The organism is Tengunoibacter tsumagoiensis (assembly GCF_003967535.1).
In the GTDB taxonomy this organism is placed as follows: Bacteria; Chloroflexota; Ktedonobacteria; order Ktedonobacterales; family Ktedonobacteraceae; genus Tengunoibacter; species Tengunoibacter tsumagoiensis.
The window spans coordinates 1,798,165-1,821,870 of record NZ_BIFR01000002.1; the positions used below are offsets into that span (position 1 = coordinate 1,798,165).

Genomic DNA, 23,706 nt, shown 5'->3' on the forward strand with positions numbered 1-23,706 from the left:
CAGAGCTATGCAGGATGATAGTAACAGGCTGGAATCAGTAAACGCTGAAACTGGCTCTGCGCAAAGAGGATCGACGCACTGGCATCATGGAGTTGCGCCTCCAGATGTCCTGGCAATAAGAAGTCGATCTTCAGTTCTGCAAGCCTGGCTATTGTGGTGCTATAGTCGCTCAGTGAGCAATCAGGGAGATTGAGCAGAGAGATCCTTCCGCCAGGAAAGATGACATCCCCGGCGATCAGACCTCTCTGTCCCTGCCAGTGTACCAGAAAGCTGAGCGCCCCTGCACAATGGCCTGGTGTCGCCAGGATCTGGAGCTGCTGCCCTCCCAGTTCAAAAAACGCTCCATCTTCGACGATGATGTCGATAGGGCAGGGCTGGACACGATACGTAGCCGGGTAGCCACCAGCCTCACGCGCTGCCCTGAGGCCCATTCTCTCTTCATCTGCTTGCCTGACGATCTCACCAGTATGATGAGATGCCACAACCTGTGCCCCTGTTCGCTCTCTGAGCTCGGCTGCTCCACCGACATGATCGGCATGATGGTGCGTCAGGAAGAGGTAGCGAATCTGTTGAGCAGTACCACCCGCCTCCTCTACACGTTGCATGAGCGCAGCAACATTTCGTCCTGCTCCCGCGTCAAACAGGGCAAATTCGTCCGGTGCGAACTCCCACAGATAGCAGTTGCAGTCGTACTCATCGGTCATACCCCCTCCTGCAACCAGCGACCAGCCTGGGAATAGCTGCATCTCTCTACCTCCATTAATAGCGCGGATCGGTATGGACAAATCCCTGCCGACGTACACGTGGACGAATGGGTCGGGCTTTGAGCTCACGCACAATCTCGATCAATTCATCGGAGGCGGTCTGCAAGATCAGCTCGCCTTTCTCACGGGTAGCCTTTGTCGCATCGCCCCAGACGCTTGTCTCAGAGACAGTACTCCAGTATTCGGTAAGCGGGACAGGATTGCCATAGGTGGGATCAGGCGATTGGCTTACAAGGTCGGCCCAAAAGTGCGGTGAGCGAGGATGGGTGTAATCTTTGACTGCTTTTGACATATCGACTGCTTCTGGCTGAATGGCCAGATAGAGCGAGGTCTCTAATTCACAGCCATGACCGCTGATCTCAGATTCGCGAAAATCACGGACCACTTGCTGCACCTGCTTTAAGCTCCACCAGGAGACCAGGGCACAGCGCGCTTCGGGATTCTCAACATTGGTCAGACGAGCCGCCATATCTAAGACTGGATGATTGCTTCCATGAGCATTCACAAAGATAAGTCTTTTGAAGCCATGATGAATGAGCGAGCGCGTAATATCTTTACAATAATTAATAAAGGTATCCCACTGAATAGTGACCGTTCCTGGTCCATCGATATGATGTGGAGAATAGCCAATATTGATACAGGGCATGAGCACTACCTCATCAGGGATTTTTTGTGCGAGCGCCTGACAGATTGCCTCAGCAATCACAACATCTGTATCAACGGGCAGGTGTGGACCATGATCCTCTAAGGTTGCGGCTGGAATAATGACAACAGGATCAGTCTTGATAATCTCGTTAATCTCTTGATCGGTGAGCTTTTGAAAGAGAATTGGTCTGGTAATCATCCCTATCTTCCTTCCTTGAAATAACTTTGACGGAGTTACAATTGAAATGCGAACAAAAAGAGATAGTCTCCAGGCCAAACGGTGCTGAAGCGTCGAATGCCCCAGATATTGCCCGATCGAGGTGCGTAGACTTCTTCGAGTACGACACCGGTTAACGAACAGATCTCTCCCATCTTCTGCCCTACCTCTACGTTCTCTCCCAGTTCCACATATGGCTGAAAAAAGCCCATTGTTTCGATCAGCAGCCACTCTGTACTCCATATGGCCTGAGAGCTATCATCGGCTTCCTGCAATGTGTGCGCTGGCTCCTCCTGAATGGTGAGCGGCGATGACTGGCGAGCGCTGAGGGCATCATCCATTGCAGGTGGAGAGGCAACAGTACACTCTTGAAAGGGATGCATCAGGGTGAACATTTTTTTCGAGAGAAGGACCTGACGGAGCCCGCTTTTGAGATGAACAACATCTTCGGGCAGACAGCCGCCTCGTCCTCGGACCTCAGTTGCAATGGTCGGAATGCCACAGCGAGCGATATAGCCGTTGAAGGTGATGCGAGTATCCGGGCGATCTGGAATCCGCCAGACGCGTTCCCAGCCAAAGGCCTGCGCCAGGAACTGCGAATCCTGCTCGATCTGATCATGCGTCTCATGAAAAGCCACGATTGAACGATATTCGTAGCGGGTTCCAGCGCTGTGAAAATCAATAAAGACATCCTCTCTTCCAAGGATGCGAGAGACCCAGTTGGACCAGGTGAAAGCCATTCGCTCTGTGACCGAGCCATCTGCCCGTCCCGGGAACTGCCGGGCCAGATTTAAGCCATCCCAGCTTGCAGGCGTCTCGCGCGTCTGACCTTCATAGGCGAGAGGATTAATGACCGGAATACCAATAAAGGTCCCATTAATCATCTCTGGCTCCAGTTCAGCCGCTAACTGACGAAGTGCGGCCATCCCCTCAAACTCATCGCCATGCACGCCTGCCACCGCAATCACTATAGGTCCGGGCTCCCGTCCTTTGACATAGTAGCCAGGGACAGCCAGCGTGCCCGTTTCATCCTCCCAGAGGAGAAGCTGCTTCCAGCCTTTCTGTTGGAGAGGCAACCGCTCAGGTACAAATTGCTCAAGAGTGATGCGTTCCATGATCACCTCCGGCATTAGTGAATGCTTGACAAAAGTCCACCATCAGCCAGCAAGGTCTGCCCATTCAAATAATGGTCAGCAGTGAGCAAAAAATGGACGATATTGGCAATCTCTTCCATTCGCCCGGGCCTTTGCAGAGGGATATGCTTAATCTGCTCACGAAAGGGCTCCGTTTGATAGATCTCTCTGTTCTTTGCCGTCTCGATCAAACCAGGAGCGACGGCATTCACCCGAATATCGTAAGTGGCCAGATCGATAGCCATAGCCTTTGTTAACTGAAGCACCCCACCCTTCGCAGTGGCATAATGCGCCACATTGCGTTCAACGGCAAAGCTATTAATAGAGGCCACATTCACAATTCCCCCTCCCTGCTGTCTTTGTACAAGCTGACGAGCAAAGGCCTGAGAACAATAAAAGTAGCCACTCAATCCGACCCGTAACACTTTTTCCCAGCTCTCCGCGCTAATCTCTAAGAAGGGCTCATAGAGGGAGTAGACAGCATTATTGACGAGATACTTAAGCCCTTCAGACTGCTCGACCAGCATCCGTACCTGTTCCGGGTCCCCAATATCAACCTGCCGAAAGACGGCTGCCTGCTCTCCATAGTGCGCACAGCAGTTGTGGGCAAAGCTATCGCCCTCTGCATCAATATCGACAATGACGACACTGATCCCCTCTCTGAGCAGTTTCTCAACGATCACCCTCCCGATCTGGCCTGTTCCCCCTGTTACAATTGCCCTATCCATCAACGTTGGCCCTCTTTTTGCATAAAGCTTCCTTTCAGGGTGTACAAGGATGACGCCACAAAATTCGCATAGAAAAAAAGAATCTTACCGGAATGGTCTACTATTTATAGTACCAGCGATAGATACTTATAACAACCTTTATAGACATCTATGGTAAAATTCGTTGCTCCGGGCGTCTATGAAGGGTCATTTGACAGCAACATTTCCATAGGATTGAGCAATATACGCATACAAAATGGCCGGATTTAACGGTATAGTTATCTCTATCAGACGTCCGTTGTTACTCCAGGCAATCACCAGAAAGAAAGAGAAAGCATGGCTCCTTCACAGATCTCTCTTCCGCTGCGTATCGAGGCATATACTTCATCGCAAAAAGAGGCAGTTGTACGCATTTTTCGGGATCTTACAGCCTCTTTTCCCTATGTAGCTGAATTGACGGAGGCCCTCTTTGAGGAGCGCGTCGTTCATAAGTTCTTTTTTGATCCCCAGGGTCTGCTGATTGGATATCGTGGAGATCGTGCACTGGGCCTCTTCCATGGTACATTTGCTCCCCCTCAGAGCAACGATCATGAGCTGGATAAGACGCGAGGAAATATTCGGCTGCTGCTTTTTCCACCAGAAGATCCTGGTCTGGGAACGGCGCTTCTGGAACAGGGAATGAGCTATTTACAGGCTCAAGGAGCCCGTGAGATCCTGGGATGGTCCAGTTTTGCTGGCTATCCTTTTTACAAAGGTATCTATATGGGAACCGAACCTGTGCTTTCGGCCAGTCTCCCCCATGTCATTGTCAGATTCGTGCAGAAGGGGTTTCAATTACAGCAGCACTCTATCTTTCTGGGCAGACCCCTGGATGAGACCGTTTCAGCTATGAATCCAGATCTTGAACTGAAAGATGAACCCCTGCACTTTGGATCTCCATGGCAAAAAGAGTCATGGGATGGGCTCCAGCCTCAGCATATTCATGCCCTTATCGATGGTGAACAGGTGGGACAGTTGATCTGGGTTCTCCTTCCTGATCTCCAGAGCAAAAGAGGATGCCTGGTAGGATCGATCGCCAGTCTGTCGGTGGACGAACGCTTCCAACGACGAGGAATTGGGAAAGCGCTGGTGGGCGCAGCCTTAAGCAGGATGTATGCATCAGGAGCAAGGGAGGCCATAGTGGCGACGACGCAGGACAATACCGCCGCGCTCCATACCTACTATACATGGGGATTTGCAGAAAAAGAGTTATTGCTGGGATATAGCTACCGAGCATAAAACGATGGTGCAGTCTCTGAGCAAACAGGATGAGCCCTTGCAGTCGTAACCAGAGCAGGGCAAGCTTAGCTTCCCCGCTCAAGCCCCTGAATCGAGGCTCGAAAAGCAGACGGAGTTTTTCCCTCCAACCGCTTAAAATGGTGAATCATCGAGGCGTGACTGGGAAAACCTACGATCCTCCCAATATGTTCTATGCTCTGGTCCGATTTCATGAGCAGATATTTTGCCCTGGTAACTCTGCGCGAGATGACATACTCAAGTGGGGTGACATGAACGTATTTTTTAAATTCGCGAATAAAGTGATAGGTACTGATAGCCGCGATTGTTGCGAGCGTCTCGACCGTCAATCGCTGTTCCAGGTGCTGTTCAATCCAGAGTTTGACCTGCGCAACCCAGGTTGGCTGCACCATCTCATGTTCAACATGCGCAAAGAGAAAACCATAGAATTGCATCAACAAAAAATAAATCAGTGCGGAGACCTGCGCTTCCCAGCAGGATTGCTGTCGTTCAACATGCTCAAGGATCTTTGTAAAAAGAGGCTCGACATCCTCATGCTCCATTTGCAGGATCAGAGGATTGTGCAGATGAAGCCAGCCACCCGGTAGATGAGCCAGATCACGGCATTGGAAATTCAGGTAGAAAAATTCATAGGGGTCACACCTGTCAGCACGGTAGCCGTGATTGGCCTGAAGATTCAAGAGAATCAGGTCGCCCTTCTTAAAGGGATAGGAGGCATTTTCTACGAAGAGTTTCCCTTGCCCGGCAGTGACATAGAAAATTTCATAGCCGGGAACATGACTGCGGAAAAGTTGCTCGTCAGGCAGCGTTTTCGCAAAGCCTGCAATAGAGCAGGTGAGTAGATGCTCCTGTGCATGTTTGCTGATCAGAGGAAAAAACGTCACGTAATCTTTCACACACATATCCTTCGTAGAAAGAGCAACATATCAATAGAAGGAAACAAGATAGATAGAGTGAAAAAAACAATGCTCACTGTATACTTATTGGTATTCAAAGTCAAGAGAGAGGCAAGCGGATGGAAAGAACGTATAGTTACTATTGTTCCGAGGGGATACTGTTCGATTTTTGTCAGGGGAAACGCTTAGAAGGCAGGCTTCTAAATAGTGCAGCCACGCTCAGTCTCTTCAATCCACATATCGAGAAGAAAGCCAGGGTGTTGTTGACCTTCTATTTTATCGATCTGGAACCCGTACAAAAAGACCCCTTTTTCCTCGAACCAGAACAACTTCGGCAGATCCATCTCCACGAGCCGCTGATGCTTCTTCACAATACCCACTATGCGCTGAAGGTTGAGGCAGATCTTCCCCTGGTGACACAACATACAACCAGTGATTTCAGCCCATTTGCGCAAATCCCCAACGATATGGAGACGGTAGCTCTCTATAGTGGACCGCTGGGTACGAGGGAGACAGCCTGGTATTTTGCTGATACCTGGATGGGCAGTAACGATCAACGTAGCTGGTTTGAATATGAGACGCTCAGCATCAGCAATCCCAATCAGGAGGCTGCGGATATTCGCTTGAAGTTCTTTGGCTCGCATGCGACAGGTGAAAAGGTCACATTTGAACGAGAGACTCACCTGAAGATTCCAGCAGAACGAATGATTGCAGTGCGGTTATGGGAACTGCCAGAAACCCAATTCAAAGGAAGCATTGCAAGCAATGGCATTCATGATAAAAGTGCGGATTTTTCCACCTGGCTGAGATCAAGCATCCCGGTTGTTGCCCAGAAAACGCGCAGGGCCTACAAACAGTTTGATACAGCCATTCACGGAGTCTGGACGGTGATCGGCACACCATGTGGGGGCTCAGACAGCACATTTTCAGGGGGACAGGATGCATAATCTCACAGAATGGTACTACCCTGGTGGCTATATTTACGCGGTTGGCAATCTACCAGCCGATCAAGATGATGCCTGGTTTACCTCGTCGGAGGGTTGGGAGCTCTTCTTCCTTAGCAATCCTACTGCTGAAGACCAGGAGGTTCAGCTCCGTTTCTATTTCAGTGAGAAAGAACCTGTTGATACCACCTATCATGTTCCAGCCAGAAGTTCCAGCATGTTCCCGATCTTTGAACGGAAATATAGCCATCTCACTGGAGGCTACAATTCGCCTTTTGGCATCCGTATCCAATCTAATCAGCCACTCCTTCCTCACATTACCCGAGCCGAATTTGAGCCCTGGACCGACACCTTGCCAGGCGCGATGTTTGGTGTGACCCCGTATCAAGGGCCTTTAACGCATGAAACATGCTGGTCAATTGCAGATGGACTTGTTTCCGACACTGAGACCCACCCGTTGAAGTTTCAGGAATGGATACAGGTATTAAACCCTGGCCTGGAAGCGACAACGCTTCTGGGAACCATCTATCTTCCCGATCGAAAAATCCAGTTCCAGAAAGATCTACCTGCTGAGCGGGTGCTTCTCTGTAAATTGGAAGAGATGGATGAGCTACCAAAAGGCGTGCCTTTTGCGCTCAAAATCGAAGCCCAGGTACCAATTGTAGTCCAACAGATTCGACGGGGCTTAGAGCAGGGTGCTCATCCTGCAACCCGATCCATTCTCTCGACACTGGGTGTCGTTCTGAACACATAAAGAAAAAGGTACAACCGATGAGTGGGACACTCTTAAAGGCCATGGCGGTCAATCGATCGCTCTTCAATCAGACCGTTGGCTACGGAACTGAGGGAGAAGTTTTTCGGCATGAGCACGTCAAATGGTCTTACACTGGCTATTCGCTCTCCAATTATGTCTTTGATCTGCATTTTCAGGAAGAATCGGTACAGGACGAAGTTGAAGCTGTACTGCGCACATTCCAGACAAAGCAGGCATCCACAACCTGGATTATCGATCCCTTCTGTACGCCAGCGACCATCACCACTGTGCTGGACCGCTATCCCCGTTCAGATAAGGGGGAGTTTACAGCCATGGCTTTACGGATGAGCGACTTTTCTGAACACAGGCAACCGCCAGAAGATTTTTCGATCCAGGAGGCCACTTCGCAAGCCGATCTAGAAGTATGGGGAAAAGTTGTGTGTGATGGATTTGGCATTGGAGGGGCACAGGCGCATGAGTATCAACGCTTATGCGTAAATGCGGCTTTAGCCTCAGGGCCAGACTTCACCTTCCGGCAATTTGTTGGATTTCGCGCAGGCAAACCCATCTGCGCAACCTCTCTCCTGTTGGATGGTGCCATGGCTGGCATCTACTGGGTTACCACAATACCAGAAGCACGACGACAAAAGGCCGCCTTAACACTCCTATCCCACGTCCTTACACTGGCGCAAACACAAGGATACGAGTGGTCAGTCCTACAAGCTACCCCGATGGGGGCAAACGTCTATACTATCCTGGGCTTTCGCGAGTATTATCGTGAAACATACTTTGATGGTGTTACCTTACCTTAATATTGATACCAGTACCTTACCCATGCGATGCCCTCAGGCAAAACAGTGGGCATGGCATATTGGGACAGATCGCTGGCCGACAGAACAGATGGCGATATTGGACCTCCTGCCGAGGAGGCTGGATCACAGCAATTGCAGTGTGTAAACGGTAGTGCTGCCGCTTACACACTGCGACACTTCTTCATCTACACTACAGCTTTCTTTACTCGTCCTGTGAACAGTGATAAAGTTGATCGGCCACAAGAGCAATTGCTGAATCGCCAACGATAGCTTGCAGTTGATGGTGCAGTTTTCCCATATTCTTCATCTTGCTTGCAATAAAGGCATGGCGCGAACAGCCAGAGGTGAGGTCTGTAAGACCACGCTGGGCAGATTCATATTCCTGACGAATCTGAGTGAGCAAGCGAGCAACTTCACTGCGTTGCTGTTGGGCTCCCATCATTGAATGACCTCCTTTGTTGTGAGAGTGTCAACTAAAAATGATGCTATCGTACACAAGAAAGGTTGAGGATAAAGACAGATGTTTTCTCACAGAGCTCCTCAATCCTCATTATGAGAATAGCAGACATGCCTCGCCAAAAAACGTCAATCCAGAAATAAAGCAGCCATTCGTGTCGTTTTTTATTGCTCTTACGGACAGGCTTCAGATCTCTTTCACCTCTGTTCCGCTATGGGCATCTCAGCACATTGATATAGAATAAATTGATAAAAAGCATTATACTAGAGTATATGATGAAAGGAGGTGACCATTTCATGGCTTCTTTTGAGCTCGATCAATTCTTGCTGGAAGATGGCAACATCAACTATGGACAGGTCATGCGGTATTGGCGCAAACAGGTTCTCCACTGGAAGAACGCTCAGACTCTGGCCGATGTATATAATGAAGTAGCGAGTGAAGATGATCCGGTTACAGGAAGGACGATTCAAAGAATGGAGCAACAGAACAACGTGCCGATTGATCCCAAAAGACGCTGGCTTCTGGCCACAATTCTGAATATTCCCCCTGCATACCTGGGCCTCTCTGCCCTCAGGCCAGAGACGTTCTCTGATCCTGAGATGCGCATGACATCACTGACGCAAGAGAAAATCGATAGCTCAGCCTATTCGGATCGTTTACTTCAACTCTGGAAGCACTGGTCAGCCTACCCTGCCCGCGAGATTCTTGAAGAGCTGCTCATGAAAATCAGCCTGCTACAGGAACAGGTTCTCTATGGCAATCAACAGCAGCGCAATCAGTTTTCTTTTTTGCTCTGCCACTATTTAGTGCTCTATGGGAATATTCGCCGGGATCAAGGCTATTCTGAATCAGCGATCTCCTTTCTACAGAAAGCGCTCTCTCTCGCGCAAGAGAAAGGGTATGCCGAACTGGGAGCAAAAGCCGCTTACTTAAAAGGCTATGCTGAATTTGATCTGTGGGGCCTCCAATCCAATCGTAGCGAACAACGTTCATACCTGCAAGCTGCACGAAGCTCGTTTCAATTGGCGCTGCACCTTGTTGATGAAGCTCATAAAAAGAAAGCGCTCAATAAACCTCTCCAGAGCGCTATCATTGCAGAATTAGGTCTGGTTCAGGCCTACTTCGCTCAATCCGCCACCGAAAAAACACAGGCCCTCCAGACCATCGATAAAACTGCAACCATTATTAGCTCCGCTGATTTTCAACGCGACCCAACCTTTTTGCATATTAATGATGAGTGGTACCATATCGATAAGGCAGAGGCCTATGTCGCGCTTCACTGTGGACAGGATGCGGTTCATGAATTGATGAATGTAGATCGAAGCAATCCCCACACACGAAGAAGATACATCTATACAGATATTGTAGAGGCCGATGCATATCTTCTCAATAATCAGTTAGAGATGGCTATATCATGTGCTGAACAAGCCTTAGAGCTCATTGTAGAGACACCTTCGTTTATCTTTATCACCCGTCTCGCCAATATGTATCACTCTCTACGAGCTACCAGCAGCTATGCGAGAAGCCCTGATCTGGCACGCCTTGGAGGCAAACTGCTCAAAATTCAGCATGCCGATCTCTTTGCAGAATGAATCAACCTTCGAAAAAGGATACACAAGCAATGTCTGAACAACAAGAACTGCTGACCAGACTGGTAGAAGAGTCTTATAATGGCCACCGCAAAGGAGTGTTGCAGCCAATTTCGCCGTATCTGCTTGCGGATCGCGGTATCTATCGTGTTATGTGGGATGATGACACGTCCTCTGTACTACGTGCCTTTCGGACCGACGTTACTGTTGAACTAACCGGGCATGCCGTTGTACTGGATTATCTGAAACAACATGGCTTTGCAGCCCCATTGGTGATGCGTACCCGTGACGGAGCTCTCCTTGCTTATTACGAAGGTTGGACGGCTCTCCTTCTATCATTTTTAGAGGGTGATCTCGCAGATTTCACCTCTCATAGTTTGCAACAGCTCGCCAATTGTACTGGCAGTTTACACACTCTTTCGTACAATATACGTGAGGACGGTGCGAGTAGACATCTCCCTGACTCATTCCTACGTCCCACGCGGCTTGCTTCATCTGCACTTGACCATCTTTCCCAGGCATTACCGCTACTTCCTGACGAATTGATCCCTTTCTGCCAGGATGCAATCACCTCACTGCACCATATACAACAGGCACAACTGGCTGGACTTCTACCAGAGACAATCGTTCATGGCGATTGTTGGCCCGGCAATGCAATACGGACCCCTGGAGGCATGGCACTCATTGACTGGGATGGCGCTGGCATCGGACCAGCTCTTCTGGACGTTGGCTATCTCCTATTGACGTCTCATCTGGGCAAACCTCAGTTACCCACTATGCAGGCAGATAAGGACGCTATTGCCGCAGTGGTACATGGATACTGTCAACAGCGCAAGCCACAAGCAACAGAACTGAATCTACTTGAGGATGCAATACGCTATACGCTAGCACTGCGTGTAGGATTGGAGAAACGCCTCACCTCATTGTCTGAAAAATGGACCGAGGACGTGTGGCTACAAAAAATGCTTGCACGTTACCATGTAAGTGCAAACATTACAGCCATTGCACAAGATTATTTTGAGCAAGAGATCTGATACTGGTAACACCCCTGACTTCTCAACCTTCGAGCTACCATAAGCTACTCAATTGTGGCATGACACAACCTCTGAAGGAGGATTTTTTGCCGATAAGCGATCAACATAAAACCGTGATTCTACATATCCTTTTCTTGAATAAAAGGATATGTAGAATCACCTCTAGATCACATCGCACAAGGGATTTTTATTCGTCAGCAACAAAACTCCCAATCTTACGGATCGCTTCGGGGCGTGTAAACAGGATATAAGCGGCCCAGGCAATGCTGAGACCAACCAGCACCAGAAAGATCCAACCAAAGGAATTATAGGGTGCGGGCTGATTAGGAGCAAAGAAGCCATATAAAGGTAAGATCAAGGCAGCAATACCAATCAAAGGGACCAGGACATGCTTAAACCAGCTAAATTGATCACGCCGCTCCTTCCAGAAATAGAGCGGTAGAGCAATATTGGCAAGCATATAGACCAGGACGATGGGCACTGTACCGATAGTAGCCTCGTAGGAAAAGACCTCTACAGGAGTCAGCCAGATCCCAGGTAGGATAATCAAGATCAATGTTAATACCGTATAGAGAATGATGGCCGCATAAGGAATGGGATGAGGCCCCCTGGTCACACGTGAAAACCAGGTTGGCAGCAATCCTTCACGGGCACTATTAAATGTGATGCGCGTCTGCGAATTAGCTGCTGCAATATAGCAGCCCACTGAGCTCGTGATGCCTACAATACCCACAACCACTGCAAACCAGGGGATGTAATGTTGAGCTAATGTCAGATAGGGTGCAGGATCACTGACAAGTTGTCCCATGGCATCTTTGGCTGGAATACCAGCAAAGCCAACCACAGCCGCATAGGAAGAGAGCAGGTAGATACAGCCAACGATGAAAATAGAGGTAAAGACAGTAATTGCAATCTGGCGACGTGGATTTTTGGCCTCCTCTGCCAGGGCACCTGAGTTTTCCCAACCGACAAACCCCGAGATGGCGATAGGGAAGGCCAGTGTCAGTCCACTAAAGCTGGACGTTCCCCCCAGATTCGTAAAGGGAGCCCCAATATGGTTGCCAGCCACAATAAGAATTACCAGAGAGAGCAGGATCAGGCCAACCGCCTCAATCAGGAACAGAATAAAGGCCCAGATGGTTGAGATGACCACGCCGCGCAGAAGCAAGGGAGTAGAGATCGCCACAGCCACCACAGAGACCAGCATCCAGTTGAGGGCTGGCAAAAGTGAATTTACCCAGGAGCCCAGAAAGACCACAACCGCAGCAATTGTGATGGGATAGCTGATCGTCAGCAGCACAAAGCAGGTCGTCGAAATAAACACAGCCAATCGAGGAGAATATGGCCGCACCCCATTGCTTATGTATGAAACAAACGAACCTGCGCTGGGGCGGACTCGATTGAACTCACTCATCGTATTAGCCAGCGTAAAAACAGCGATCATGGCAATCAAAAAAACCCAGGGTGCAGTCGATCCCATAAATGAGACCACCAGACCTATACTCAAGAAGATACCTTCAGCCGGAGCGAGATTGGCAAGAGTAGCCGAAACGGTTTCAAATAATGTCAGGGCATTGCGTTGGAGATGAGGTTGCTCTACAGATTGTGCTACAGGAACGATGGTTGAAGAAGTCTGATTTTCAGCGCCTGCTTCCATAAATAGAAACCCCTTTCCGATTGGAAAGAATGATACAGTTTCTGGCCGTTGGCGATACGAGAAGCCAGCGGCAATACGTAGCAACAGGTGAGAGAACAAGAACGACGCGACTACTGTTTAACGCGTGGAACGCGCGGAGCAGTGATCGCAGTATATGTTTCTGGACGGCGATCTCGTAGTGCATTGTAACCAAGGCTCTGCGTCGTGCGACCGCGCACAATACCATCCAGAATATCGATGTGGGCAGAAACCATGCCTTCTTCGTACAGAATCTCTGCCACGGGGCGACCAGTAGGAGCAATGATACGACTACGCCCTAGATAATCATGATCACCACAACGCCCATATTGATTGGATGAGATAAACCAGAGTTGATTTTCGGCAGCTCGTGTCAACTCGAACAGATCATAGAGATATGACTGATAATCCTGCTCTGGATCAGGATCACCACCAACGCATGTCAATGCCCAGGCCGTCGGCATTACAAGAACTTGCGCACCACGCAGCGTTAACTCACGGGCGGCTTCTGGAAACTGCTTATCATAGCAGATCAAGAGCCCAAGACGGCCCAGCCGCGTCTCAAAAATCGGCCATTCATTCCCTGGCCAGTAGATATGCAATTCATCCAATGGCTGATGGACCTTACGATATTTGCCAATATATCCTTCTGGTCCGACCAGTACCGCCGTATTATAGAGCACATCCGGGCCATCCTCTCCATCAACCTCGGTCATCCCCCAGATAATATACAGGTTACGCTGTTGGGCCTCTCGAACCAAAAGCTGGGTCGAAGGGCCCGCAGGCACTGGTTCTGCATGGGCATATTGATATTCCAGGCTCTCCATCCGCAATTCAGCAATGTTTTGCAGATACCCCTGAAGAGATTGTTCTGGCAACACCAGCAGATCAGCACCGATCTCAGAGGCTCGATCCAGATAATAGAGATACCTGGACAGATTCTTCTCTCGATCAAAGCTAACTTGCATACTCACAGTCGCTACGGTATACATAACCATCGATAAAGCATTCCCCCTGGTCAAGGACGTAAATAATGCCTGGCTGATTAGATAAAACAATGGTAACATTAGAATATGTTACACGTCAATATACAGATGTTTTATCTATATCAACTTAACAGGCCCCTTGCTTTATGGCCGATTCTTTACGCATAATTACATACAGATGTCCAGGACAGAAAAAAAGGAGCAGCTATGCCACACTATCAACCAACCGATGCATTGCAATCACCACGTTTTTGTGGGATTCGTACGTTTGCACGCCTGCCATTTGTTACCACAACTGAAGATGTTGATGCCACTATTATTGGCCTCCCTTTTGATACGGGCGTTAGCTATCGAGCGGGAGCAAGATTTGGTCCGGCTGCCATCCGCGACGCTTCATCGCTGCTACGACCCTACAATCCAGGACAGGGTGTCGATGTCTTTGGAACCCTCTCAATAACCGATGGCGGTGATATCTCGGTGGTCCCTGGCTATATTGAGGATAGCTACGCGCATATTGAGGCTGGCTTACGACCAATCCTGGAGGCTGGGATCGTGCCCATCTGTCTGGGCGGAGACCACTCGATCACTCTGGCCGAATTACGGGCGGTTGCAAAAAAGCATGGTCCTCTGGGGCTGGCCCATTTTGACGCACACAGTGATACCTGGGATGAATACTTTGGGCATAAATATAATCATGGCACGACCTTTAAACGCGCGCTGGAAGAAGGCTTGCTGGATCCGCAGCGCTGTATTCAGGTTGGTATGCGCGGTCCGCTCTATGATGCTGGTGATTATGATGTGGCTCGAAAACTTGGTCTGGCTATCCTCCCCAATGATGAGATGCGCCAGCATACGATGGCAGAGGTTGCTCAGATAGTGCGGGAACGCGTGGGGAACGGACCGGCCTTCCTGACCTTTGATGTTGATTTTGTTGATCCAGCCTACACCCCTGGCACAGGCACACCTGAAGTTGGTGGGGTCACCAGTTGGGAAGCTTTACAATTATTGCGCGGACTGCATGGACTCAACTTTGTCGCCTGCGATATTGTCGAGGTTCTCCCTTCCTATGATCCAACACAGATTACTGCTCTGCTGGCTGCCAATGTTGCCTATGAAATGCTCTCATTGATTGCTCTCCAGAAAAAACGTGCCAGGGCGATGTAATTCTGTGTACAAAGAGAAAAAACAGGCGAAGGGCGAGGATCGGGTGTGCCGCATAGAGGCGCATCAGGCTGGTGACATGAGCCACGCCCAACCAGTCAAAACAAGCCGAGCAAGAAGCTATTGAGAATGGCGAGCATGCGAGAAGCCGTGCCTTTGCGCACCTTCTCGCAGCGTCACATAGCGCCGCAAGGCATCCGCACTCACCATCCACTCTTTGACCCATTGGGCCGTCGCTCGGCTTTGCTCCCTTTCCTTCTCTTGCACTATGTGCTCTTTGAGGATCACATCCCCCCCGTCCCCACTTCATAAAGTGTGGCCTGGTGCACCTTTTTCTAATCGGGGGTCAGATGATGCCGGGTTCCGTGTAAGGTTTTACCATCCAGAGTCACATATTACCGTTACCCTGGTTCTCGCAATTGGGCCTGCATAGCTATTTCACTACGGATGGCACCGAGCCGTTGGCGCTGTCCCTAGTGGTCATCCTGGCACGTCTCCCTCGCTGCTGTCTCCCCGTGCTCGCGCAAGGATCGCCTCGACCACCGTTGTCTTAGCATCAGCATAGTTTTGTGTGTACTTCCAATTCTGGCTCGCAAGCTTCCGCTTAGTGACCTCATAGAGTTGACGATCAGAGGCGTTGCTTCGTAACCAGTTACGAAAGAGCAGCAGACGATCGATCTCTGGGCAACCTGGCGAGAAAACATGAAGGTTGATTGCCGGGTCCACTCTCTTGAGGAGACGGTGCTCGTACCAATCTGGCTCTCGGATGCGTAATACATAGCCAGCAGCCTCTAAGGCAGGAACGTAGGCTGGTTCGTCTACTGAGTCCGTGATCACAAGTAAAATGTCGATGATAGGTTTGGCAGCCAGCCCCGGCACTGAGGTCGAGCCAACATGTTCAAGTAAGAGAACCCGGTCGCCGAGTGCGGCCTGGATTCGCTCAGCTTCCTGCGAAAAAAGCTTCGGCCACTCTTGATTGTAGTCGGCGATGAGGATAGGCCCGGCCAGAGGCACACGCTCTCCGATCGTGACAGCCCGAAGTTGCTCCTCAGTGGTTGTTTTTTCTGTCCCTTTGGGCAAGTCCCCGACAGTGTGATCGATCTGGGACATGGACATCTCCTTTCACTTCTTTATACGGCTCCTGCTCATCGGTAGACCGACCAACTGTGATCAAGTGTTCTGTGGCCTGGTCACTGCACCTGTTGAGGAAACAACCGTTTGCTTGTGCGTTACCGTGGTAAATGTGCTTTCTCTTCTTTTCTCAGGAGGCAAGTATATCTGAGATATGCCCAAAAAGGAAGCTTTTTTTCTCATTTCCCAGCGTTTCTGCCAAATATTGAAGGGATCAATTAAGCGTTGCATCCTCGACGATCCACAATTATCCTGCTATACTAGAGCTATGATCTATTAAGCTCATCCGCTAGACGGTGTTTGCAGAAGAAAATGAATGAACTCAGCCAAACACAATCGATCGCATAAGTGCTTAAGCGCACAACAGCAGCAGATAAATCAGCTCCTCTGGAGGTCTGGTTTGCTGCTCATGCTCTTTGCTTCCTGAGCAAAACATTGGAGATGCAAGCCGCCAGACCTCTTACGTAGGTCTGGCGGCTTTTTTGTGACAGGTACACATACTGTATGAGGAGAAAATGAAAGATGGAGATCGGCTTTTTGGTACGCGGTCTGTTGATTGGTCTATCGGTAGCTGCTGTAGTCGGGCCGATGAGTATCCTGTGTATACAACGCACCCTGCACAAAGGCTTTCGTTATGGCCTTGTATCTGGTCTGGGAATTGCCACTGCTGATGGGCTCTATGGTTGTATTGCTGGCTTTGGCCTGACTATGATCGCCAGTTTCCTGGTGCATCAGCAGATCTGGATTCGCATTATTGGCGGACTGTTCTTAATCTATCTGGGCGGTAAAACGCTCTTCATCAGGCCCGCCGACCATGCAGCTACCACAACCCGAGCCAGTAGCTGGATAAACGCATATCTCTCTACATTTCTGCTGACCCTGACCAATCCTCTGACTATCCTGTCCTTTGCGGCCATCTTTGCCGGTCTGGGCGTAGGAAGTGGAAAGAGTACTGCTGTGACTGCCCTGCTGGTTGTAGCTGGGGTTTTTCTGGGTTCGACGCTCTGGTGGCTACTCCTAACTCTCTGTATTCATCTGGTCCGTGGACGCTTTACTCCCCAATGGATGCTCTGGATTAATCGTATCTCTGGCCTGATTATATCTCTATTTGGGGTGATTGCCCTGATTGGTCTCAACCGTTAAGAACAGCAACCTGTCTGCTTTTGCAAGACATCACAGATTTACGCTTCTTTCAGTACTCGATTCACAAAATGAAATGTATCATAGAGCTCAATGCCGAGAGAGGGATGATGGACAATAATACTGGAGACGAGTGGGAAGAGGATATTTGCATCTTCTCGCGTTGTTATCTCCGACCAGGATTGTTGAAGTAAACATAATAGTTCTTCCTGTTTCTCCGCAGAGGCTAAATGATAGCCCAATGAGCGAATAGCCCAGGAGCGCTTCTGGCCCGCTGGCATTCGCTCAATAATGTCTCTGGCCTGGTTCCAGCAGCTATTGTTTGCCTGGTTCGATCTGCGCTGGAGAGAAAAAAACCTTCCACGTGCGGAGAGTGGCTCTACCATTTTTTGCTTATCTAACATTTCATTGAGCACGCTGTTGGCTCTGTTTCCCATCTCCTGAGCTTTTCCTGCGTTCTTTGTCGCATATGCACCTTCCAGCAACACCAGAGCTCGGGCAAGCTGCTCCTCATCCTGTATTTTTTCGCTCACGGCCTCGGCTCGCTTTAAATCATTCTGGCGAATCAACTCTTCTACAAGTCTGCCCAATGCCCTGGCCCGCAGGCTCTGGACTGTAATAGTTGCAATGACACTGTCCGCACGATCCCACTGCCTGACTTGTGCAAGGTTCTCTGCGAGCGTATGTAAGACCTGAGATTGCCAGTCCTTATCCTTCATTGTTTTTATGATGGACTCTGCCTTCTCCCACAATGCTTCTGCTTCTTCTTCTCTTCCAACTTTGGTAAAGGCTTTCGCGATAAGGATCAATCCTTGTGCTCGCTCTCTCTGGCTACCAATGCGTTCTTCTAGCACGTCGAGTGCCAGACTCCAGGTATCCTGTGCTTTTTGTGCTGGTTGCTTCCTTTTTGTGTAGGCTTCACCTAGCACCACAAGGCATTGGACCTGCTGCCAGGGATCAGTGATGGAAGCAATGAGCTGCTCCGCATCTGTCCATCTTTGAGCCTGGGCTAACGCCTGAGCGATTTCGCGGAGAGCCTGCTGTATGAGCTGGTGATTGGCTTGAAGAGAGGTAATGGTTTCCTCGAGTTTTTGCCAGATCTCTTTGAGGAGGCCCATTTGCTTTGCCTGAACCAGCGCGATTCCCAATCTGCATAGAACATAGGAGCGTTTTCCGTTCTCTTTGATGGCGTCAACAAAGTCACAAGCCTGGTCGTATCGCTCCGCTTTTATTAAGGCCTCGACTATTTCACATAGCTGGTTTAATTCTAACTGATTACTCATGGCCATAAAAATGCCTGGGGGCAGCGAGTCCCATTGTTGAGCGACAAGGAGATCAGAGGCATATAGTCGCCACAGACTTTTCTGTAGTCTCATATCACCGATCATGTTGATAATGGCACAGACACTCCTCCACTGCCGGGTATTTACCAATTTTTTGAGAAGATCTTGCAGGTATTGCTGTTTTTGCGTGGCCTCCTGCATGGTATCCAGATACTGGATGATCTTCTCCAGGCATCTCTGCGAAGAGGCATACTGCTCAATACGCGCAAATGCTTCGGCTAATTTTTCAAGAAAAAGCAGTTGCTGCTCGCTCGAGTCGAGAATATTGATGGTGCATTCCGCTTTGAGCCAGATAGTTTCTGCACGTTCGTTCATGTTCAGACGGGCATATGCCTCTCCAATGTAGTATAAGTTCTCTCTATACGCTTCTGGCTGTGTTTGCAGCGTAGCGATATTTTTTTCAGCCTGTTCCCAGACAAGCTCAGCATCTCTCTTTCGTTGCGATTGTGTTAAGACTCTTGCGAGCAGACAGAGTGATTGTAAGGAGAGGCCAGGCTCGGTATACATGATCTGTACTGTTTTTGACCATACGCCATTGGCCTTTGTCTGCTCCTGAGCTTGTGTAAGCACCTCTCCCAGTAGACAGCGTGCACGCAGGCGTTCGTTCAAGTCGTTCAGATTGTCGATCGCCTGCTCAGCCTTCTCCCATGCTGCAGACGCCTGTTCTTTGTAATAGACTCTCTGTGCTGCTGAGCCAATCTGACAAAAGAGGTCAATATGTTTCTTTGTGTATCCCAGGGAATCGATGAGCCTCTGCACCTGTTCCCATTGCCTGACATGTGTTGCAGCTACGGCCAATGCATGAAGTCCCTGTGCTCGTTGATGATGATCGGCAATATCTGTAATGTTTTGATGCAACAGATTCCACAGGCTCTGCGCTTTTTTTGTTTCTCCCAGTGAGATCAATAATTCCCATACCTCTATCTGCTCTTCTTGTGGGAGCTCAGAGGTCCTGATATGCTTCAGAATATCGCAGGCTTGCTCCGGCTCTTTGGCCTCATACAGGGCTTTTGCTGCTCTCAGCCGGGCCTGCTCTCGTACTATGCCCGATGGAATATTATCAATGACCAGTAGCATTTGCTTCCACTGTTTTTCCTGGACGATCGCTTCGAGGCAGAGAAGGCTCGCCTCATCGCGCTGACTGGCGTTGGCAATCAGGGCTATGATGGCCCTGGCTTGCTTCCACTGCTGCGCTTGAAGCAGAAATTTCAGGGCGAGTAGATACTGATGATCTCTTTGCTCGATATCCTCTATCGCTCCAATAAGCTTCTTTGCCTGTTCCCAGAGAGGGTAGGCCGTTTCTACTGGTCGTCCCCGCTGATATTCATGCGCGATGAGGTGCAGTCCCACGACTTTATGGTGACTATTCTCGATGGTTTCTATTACGGCTTTTGCTCTCTTCCAGTCGTGGGCCAATGCCAGGGCTTTCCCTAGAGATTGGAGAGCTTGCGCACGTATCGCCTCATCATCAATGGTCTGGATGAAGCGGTCGGCCTGGGCCCATTGTTTACGGTTTGCTAAAATTTCACTTATTCTTCTTAAAAGAGAATTGGCTTGCTCGCCAGATTGTAGCGTTGGCATTATTTTGGTGATACTCGACCATACGAATTGAACCCTCCGCTGGTGCTCACCTTGTAGCAAGGTATTCCAAAGCTCGATCAGAGCCTCTGCCCGTAAGAGGGGCTCCGAGATTGCTGAGATAATTGATTGTGCCTGGCGATACTGGTGCGCTGCCAGAAGAGCCTTGCTCCATTGATATCTTGCCTGGTCTCTCTGGGTGCGTTTTTTTTTACGGGCAATGATGGTCTTTTCAATGCACTGCTGCACTCTCTGTGCCCACTGGATCTGTCTCTGACGAGTTACTTCCAACCAGAGTTCACAGAGAGCCTGCACACGCAGATCGATAAGCTCAATGCTAGTGCTGAAATGGAGTGCCTGATCCCAATTCCGAACCAACTTTGCGCTGTTTGCACTCAGATAAGAGAGCTGCGATTGTATCTGCACGTCCTTGATGGCAGTGATAATTGACTGAACGATCTCCCATTGTTGCTGATGCAAGAGTTTGACTATCAGTTCGTTGCTCATATCTGTCCACTGATAGCTGCTGACAATCTGCAACAAGAGCTCTTCAGTCTGCTCCCATTCCCGTGTCTCTATCAGAAAGTGGGCCTGTGTATGCCATAACTGATATTTCTGGTCACTATTGGGCATATCTACCATCTGCTGCTGTGCCTGCTTCCGTAGCACAAATGCTTTCTCTGGCTGCTGAATCATGCTGAAAAGAGACCCAAGCCGCCATAAGCTCTCTCCATCGAGGCTACTTGTCTGGAGAGCGTTGACCTGTCGCTCGATCTCTTTCCAGAGAGTTTGTGGTTGCTGGTCATCCTGTTCTCTGGTCAGTGCCTGTGCGAGAGTATGGAGTAGCTGTATCTTTCGCTCGTTTACGTGGGAAAACTGGATGACATTTTCGGCCCTTGTCCAGGCTTCTAAAGCTTGCTCGCGCTTCTGTTCTACAGCCAGTGCCTCTCCCAATGCGATAAGAGCCTGCACCTTGAACTGGATCTTTTCAATAGTGTCAATAACGTTGCTCGCACTTGCCCATTGGTTAAATTGTATCAAGATCTTTGCGAGCTCATACGTACTTTTCGCTTTTTGTTCTTTATCTTTTAAGAGGTTAATGATGCCGATTGCTGATGTATGTGCGTTTTCTCTTTCAGAAGTTTCGTCTTCAGCTCTGCTCTCAGGATCTGTATTCATAAGAGAAATGCGGTGAAAAAATAACTCTTTCAGTGCCTGTACGATGCGATCCTTGTGGGGGCCTGGTGACAGAGTATTAATGGCTGTCTGCACTGCCTCTAGCACAGCATGATCAGATCTCTTCGCTCGTGAAGTCCGCGCTACTTCATTAATGATACTGCAGTAGCCTCCAGGATACAGTCGGGTATCGTGCAGGAATGATAAGCTTTTCAGTGCGGCAAGCCAGGCTGTTTGAGCTTGCTCATCCTGTTTGTATCGAGCCAATACTTTGCCCATTTCATAGTTAAACTGGAATTTCTCTTCACTGTTCTTACGCAATTGTATGATCTGTATAGCTTGTTGCCAGAGCTCTACAGCTTCTTTGAGTTGACCTTCTCTCGCAAGTGCATCACCAATATCGCGCAAGCCTTCTGCGCGGAGATAGGCCTGTTCTATCTTTTGAGCTGCTCCTTGAGCTTTCTGCCATTGCCCCAGATTTGTAAATAGTCTTGCCACATGTTTGAGTAGTTGACCCTGCTCCTGGGTCTGGTCCTTGATCTCACAAACCAGGTCTTGAGCTTTGCTTAAGAGTTCACTAGATACTGTTTTAGGTGTGTCTGGCTTCATTACCAGCTCCTGGGCAATCTCTATGAGCGCCTTTGCCTTCTCAAATTTGTCTGTTAGCAGATCCACCAATCCGAGTGCCTCTTGTTTACGGTCAAGCAAGAGAAGCAGGCGGTAGGTGCCAGCAGGATAAAGAGTGCTCTTGCCAGTCAGGCTACAACGGAGCAGGGTGCATTTCCAGAGCAGAGGCAGATATGTGATCTGGTCTACTTCAGGGTTCTTTTGCGCAAATGAGATAATGGCCTGCCGACCCAGGTCCAGGTCCTGTGCATAGACGTGTGTATCAAGATCACTGGAGTGCATTCGTCTCCGCGCAAATTCTTCGCTATTAAGTACCTCAAATAACCGCTCCCAGTCTTGAGCACTGTGAAGGTGTGTAATGTAATAGAGACGCGCGTAATTACGATGCTTCTGATCTGAACTACGATCCTCTGGCTCCCACGGATGCTTCTCTCTCTCACACCAATCAGCCAGTTTTTTATGGCAGAGAAGAACATCTTTCTCATCAAAGATCAGATTAGCAGGTTTTTGCAGAAATTCACGCAATTTCATATGATAAAGGCCGTAGTGTTGCTCGTCTTTAAGTAAAAGGCCCTCGAGTCGCTGAATATTGGATTTAATGCCATCACTGCTAATACCTATGATCTGATGGATATGATGAATGGACAGCGGGCTGTGCGCCATGGTCAGGAGACAGAGAATTGGTTTGAGGATAGCCTGCCAATCATTATTGAGCTTTTGCAAGCGCCGTATTGCGCGTGAGAAGAGATTATTTGGATCTTCCGTGATATCCTGGATGATCTGTGTAATCTCTGTGTCTGCTCCTGCCTGCTCTACCACTATGTTTGCAAATAAACTGAGGTATAGTGCTCCTTGCAAACTCTGGTAGACCTGATAACATCGCTCCTCATCCAGAGAGACGTGGTAGTGCTTGAGCAATAATTCGAAGTCACTCTTTGTGAGAGGAGGAAGGGTATAATGTCGGCGGGGTTTAAGAGCTTCGAGCTCTACTATGGTATCGTCGGGGCGCGTTCCTATGACACACACAATACCCTGAGGAAGGTTTTCGGGAAGGAAGCTGAGATTCCGCTCGCCATGTTCATTGCGCAGCAGTTGGTCCAGGCCATCAATAAAGAGAACTTCCTGAATGCCTTGTGCAGACAGTTCGATGAGGAAATTATGAAATTCGATCCGGAGTAAATCAATCTCCGTATTCTGGATCAAAGTCTCAGAAAGACGGTGTTTACGGATCAGGTATTCCATCAGAGAACACATAATAGCTCTCTGTTCATGGGGGTCCGGATTGATGCCAATAAAGTAATGGGCAACCTTCTCTATACCATATTCATCGATCATCTTAGCAATTATGCTGCTTTTCCCTTGCCCTGCCTGTCCCTGAATGATGACATAGCCACCCGTTTTCTGTACCTGGGCAATCAATGCCCGGATCTCATTGCGTTCCTGCTGCCTTCCAACAAACTTTTCTCGGGTACGTTGAATCACGGAGTGAAAGTCATGAATATGCTTTCCCTGTGGAGCTTGTGGTGAAAGATGAACAGATAGCGTAATGTTATTGTAGTTGGCGGTACCCCCATTGGAGACCGCGCTATTACTCGCCTGTCCAATATACTGCAATGGTGCTTGCTCGTCGTGCTGACTCAT

Annotated in this window: 19 protein-coding genes; 8 read left to right on the forward strand and 11 right to left on the reverse strand. The window is 49.2% G+C overall.

Going from position 1 to position 23,706, the window contains the following annotated elements; translation table 11 throughout:
* Positions 1-5: 5 nt before the first annotated feature.
* The 4 genes from EL628_RS27415 to EL628_RS27430 are packed head-to-tail and all read right to left on the reverse strand — an operon-like array spanning position 6 to position 3,487.
* Complete coding sequence (locus EL628_RS27415) at positions 6-746, reverse strand: MBL fold metallo-hydrolase (RefSeq protein WP_126583162.1); 741 nt, start codon at positions 744-746, stop codon at positions 6-8.
* A gap of 13 nt (positions 747-759) precedes the next feature.
* Complete coding sequence (locus EL628_RS27420) at positions 760-1,608, reverse strand: creatininase family protein (protein WP_161975815.1); 849 nt, start codon at positions 1,606-1,608, stop codon at positions 760-762.
* A 35-nt stretch (positions 1,609-1,643) separates the two neighbouring features.
* On the reverse strand, positions 1,644-2,741 hold the full coding sequence (locus tag EL628_RS27425) for a succinylglutamate desuccinylase/aspartoacylase family protein (protein WP_161975816.1): 1,098 nt from the start codon (positions 2,739-2,741) through the stop codon (positions 1,644-1,646).
* 14 nt (positions 2,742-2,755) lie between these two features.
* Complete coding sequence (locus EL628_RS27430; RefSeq protein WP_126583165.1) at positions 2,756-3,487, reverse strand: SDR family NAD(P)-dependent oxidoreductase; 732 nt, start codon at positions 3,485-3,487, stop codon at positions 2,756-2,758.
* 315 nt (positions 3,488-3,802) lie between these two features.
* On the opposite strand from EL628_RS27430, the gene EL628_RS27435 reads away from it, so the two are divergent.
* Entirely contained in the window at positions 3,803-4,744 is a 942-nt protein-coding gene (locus tag EL628_RS27435) for a GNAT family N-acetyltransferase (protein ID WP_126583166.1), read from the forward strand.
* A 65-nt stretch (positions 4,745-4,809) separates the two neighbouring features.
* Here the strand turns inward: EL628_RS27435 and EL628_RS27440 are convergent, their stop codons facing one another.
* On the reverse strand, positions 4,810-5,658 hold the full coding sequence (locus EL628_RS27440) for an AraC family transcriptional regulator (RefSeq protein WP_161975817.1): 849 nt from the start codon (positions 5,656-5,658) through the stop codon (positions 4,810-4,812).
* A gap of 119 nt (positions 5,659-5,777) precedes the next feature.
* Here EL628_RS27440 and EL628_RS27445 point away from each other — a divergent pair, with 119 nt between their 5' ends.
* The 3 genes from EL628_RS27445 to EL628_RS27455 are packed head-to-tail and all read left to right on the forward strand — an operon-like array spanning position 5,778 to position 8,168.
* A complete protein-coding gene (locus EL628_RS27445; protein ID WP_126583168.1) occupies positions 5,778-6,605 on the forward strand; it encodes a sensory rhodopsin transducer in 828 nt (275 codons plus the stop codon).
* Positions 6,598-7,356 carry a sensory rhodopsin transducer gene (locus tag EL628_RS27450; RefSeq protein ID WP_126583169.1) on the forward strand — a complete coding sequence of 253 codons (759 nt, stop codon included), beginning with the start codon at positions 6,598-6,600 and terminating at the stop codon, positions 7,354-7,356. The genes EL628_RS27445 and EL628_RS27450 overlap by 8 nt, the downstream gene beginning before the upstream one ends.
* A gap of 17 nt (positions 7,357-7,373) precedes the next feature.
* Positions 7,374-8,168 carry a GNAT family N-acetyltransferase gene (locus EL628_RS27455; protein ID WP_126583170.1) on the forward strand — a complete coding sequence of 265 codons (795 nt, stop codon included), beginning with the start codon at positions 7,374-7,376 and terminating at the stop codon, positions 8,166-8,168.
* Between the two features lie 202 nt (positions 8,169-8,370).
* Here the strand turns inward: EL628_RS27455 and EL628_RS27460 are convergent, their stop codons facing one another.
* Positions 8,371-8,610: a hypothetical protein gene (locus EL628_RS27460; protein ID WP_126583171.1), complete on the reverse strand. Its 240-nt coding sequence runs from the start codon at positions 8,608-8,610 to the stop codon at positions 8,371-8,373.
* A gap of 311 nt (positions 8,611-8,921) precedes the next feature.
* On the opposite strand from EL628_RS27460, the gene EL628_RS27465 reads away from it, so the two are divergent.
* Positions 8,922-10,217, forward strand: coding sequence for a hypothetical protein (locus tag EL628_RS27465; RefSeq protein WP_126583172.1), 1,296 nt, complete (start codon positions 8,922-8,924; stop codon positions 10,215-10,217).
* Between the two features lie 29 nt (positions 10,218-10,246).
* Positions 10,247-11,248, forward strand: a complete 1,002-nt coding sequence (locus EL628_RS27470; protein ID WP_161975818.1) for a phosphotransferase enzyme family protein — start codon at positions 10,247-10,249, stop codon at positions 11,246-11,248.
* 187 nt (positions 11,249-11,435) lie between these two features.
* On the opposite strand, the gene EL628_RS27475 is transcribed toward EL628_RS27470, so the two are convergent.
* Complete coding sequence (locus tag EL628_RS27475) at positions 11,436-12,905, reverse strand: APC family permease (RefSeq protein WP_126583174.1); 1,470 nt, start codon at positions 12,903-12,905, stop codon at positions 11,436-11,438.
* A gap of 110 nt (positions 12,906-13,015) precedes the next feature.
* A complete protein-coding gene (locus tag EL628_RS27480) occupies positions 13,016-13,921 on the reverse strand; it encodes a carbon-nitrogen hydrolase family protein (protein ID WP_161975819.1) in 906 nt (301 codons plus the stop codon).
* A 195-nt stretch (positions 13,922-14,116) separates the two neighbouring features.
* On the opposite strand from EL628_RS27480, the gene speB reads away from it, so the two are divergent.
* Entirely contained in the window at positions 14,117-15,073 is a 957-nt protein-coding gene (speB, locus tag EL628_RS27485; protein WP_126583176.1) for an agmatinase, read from the forward strand.
* 117 nt (positions 15,074-15,190) lie between these two features.
* On the opposite strand, the gene EL628_RS30040 is transcribed toward speB, so the two are convergent.
* Positions 15,191-15,337 (reverse strand): hypothetical protein, encoded by a 147-nt coding sequence (locus EL628_RS30040; protein ID WP_161975820.1) that lies wholly within the window; start codon positions 15,335-15,337, stop codon positions 15,191-15,193.
* A gap of 213 nt (positions 15,338-15,550) precedes the next feature.
* Positions 15,551-16,180: a GrpB family protein gene (locus EL628_RS27490; protein ID WP_126583177.1), complete on the reverse strand. Its 630-nt coding sequence runs from the start codon at positions 16,178-16,180 to the stop codon at positions 15,551-15,553.
* A 543-nt stretch (positions 16,181-16,723) separates the two neighbouring features.
* Between EL628_RS27490 and EL628_RS27495 the strand changes: the two genes are divergently transcribed.
* Positions 16,724-17,344 (forward strand): LysE family translocator, encoded by a 621-nt coding sequence (locus EL628_RS27495; protein WP_126583178.1) that lies wholly within the window; start codon positions 16,724-16,726, stop codon positions 17,342-17,344.
* A gap of 38 nt (positions 17,345-17,382) precedes the next feature.
* Here EL628_RS27495 and EL628_RS27500 read toward each other — a convergent pair whose 3' ends face one another.
* Entirely contained in the window at positions 17,383-23,706 is a 6,324-nt protein-coding gene (locus EL628_RS27500; protein ID WP_161975821.1) for an ATP-binding protein, read from the reverse strand.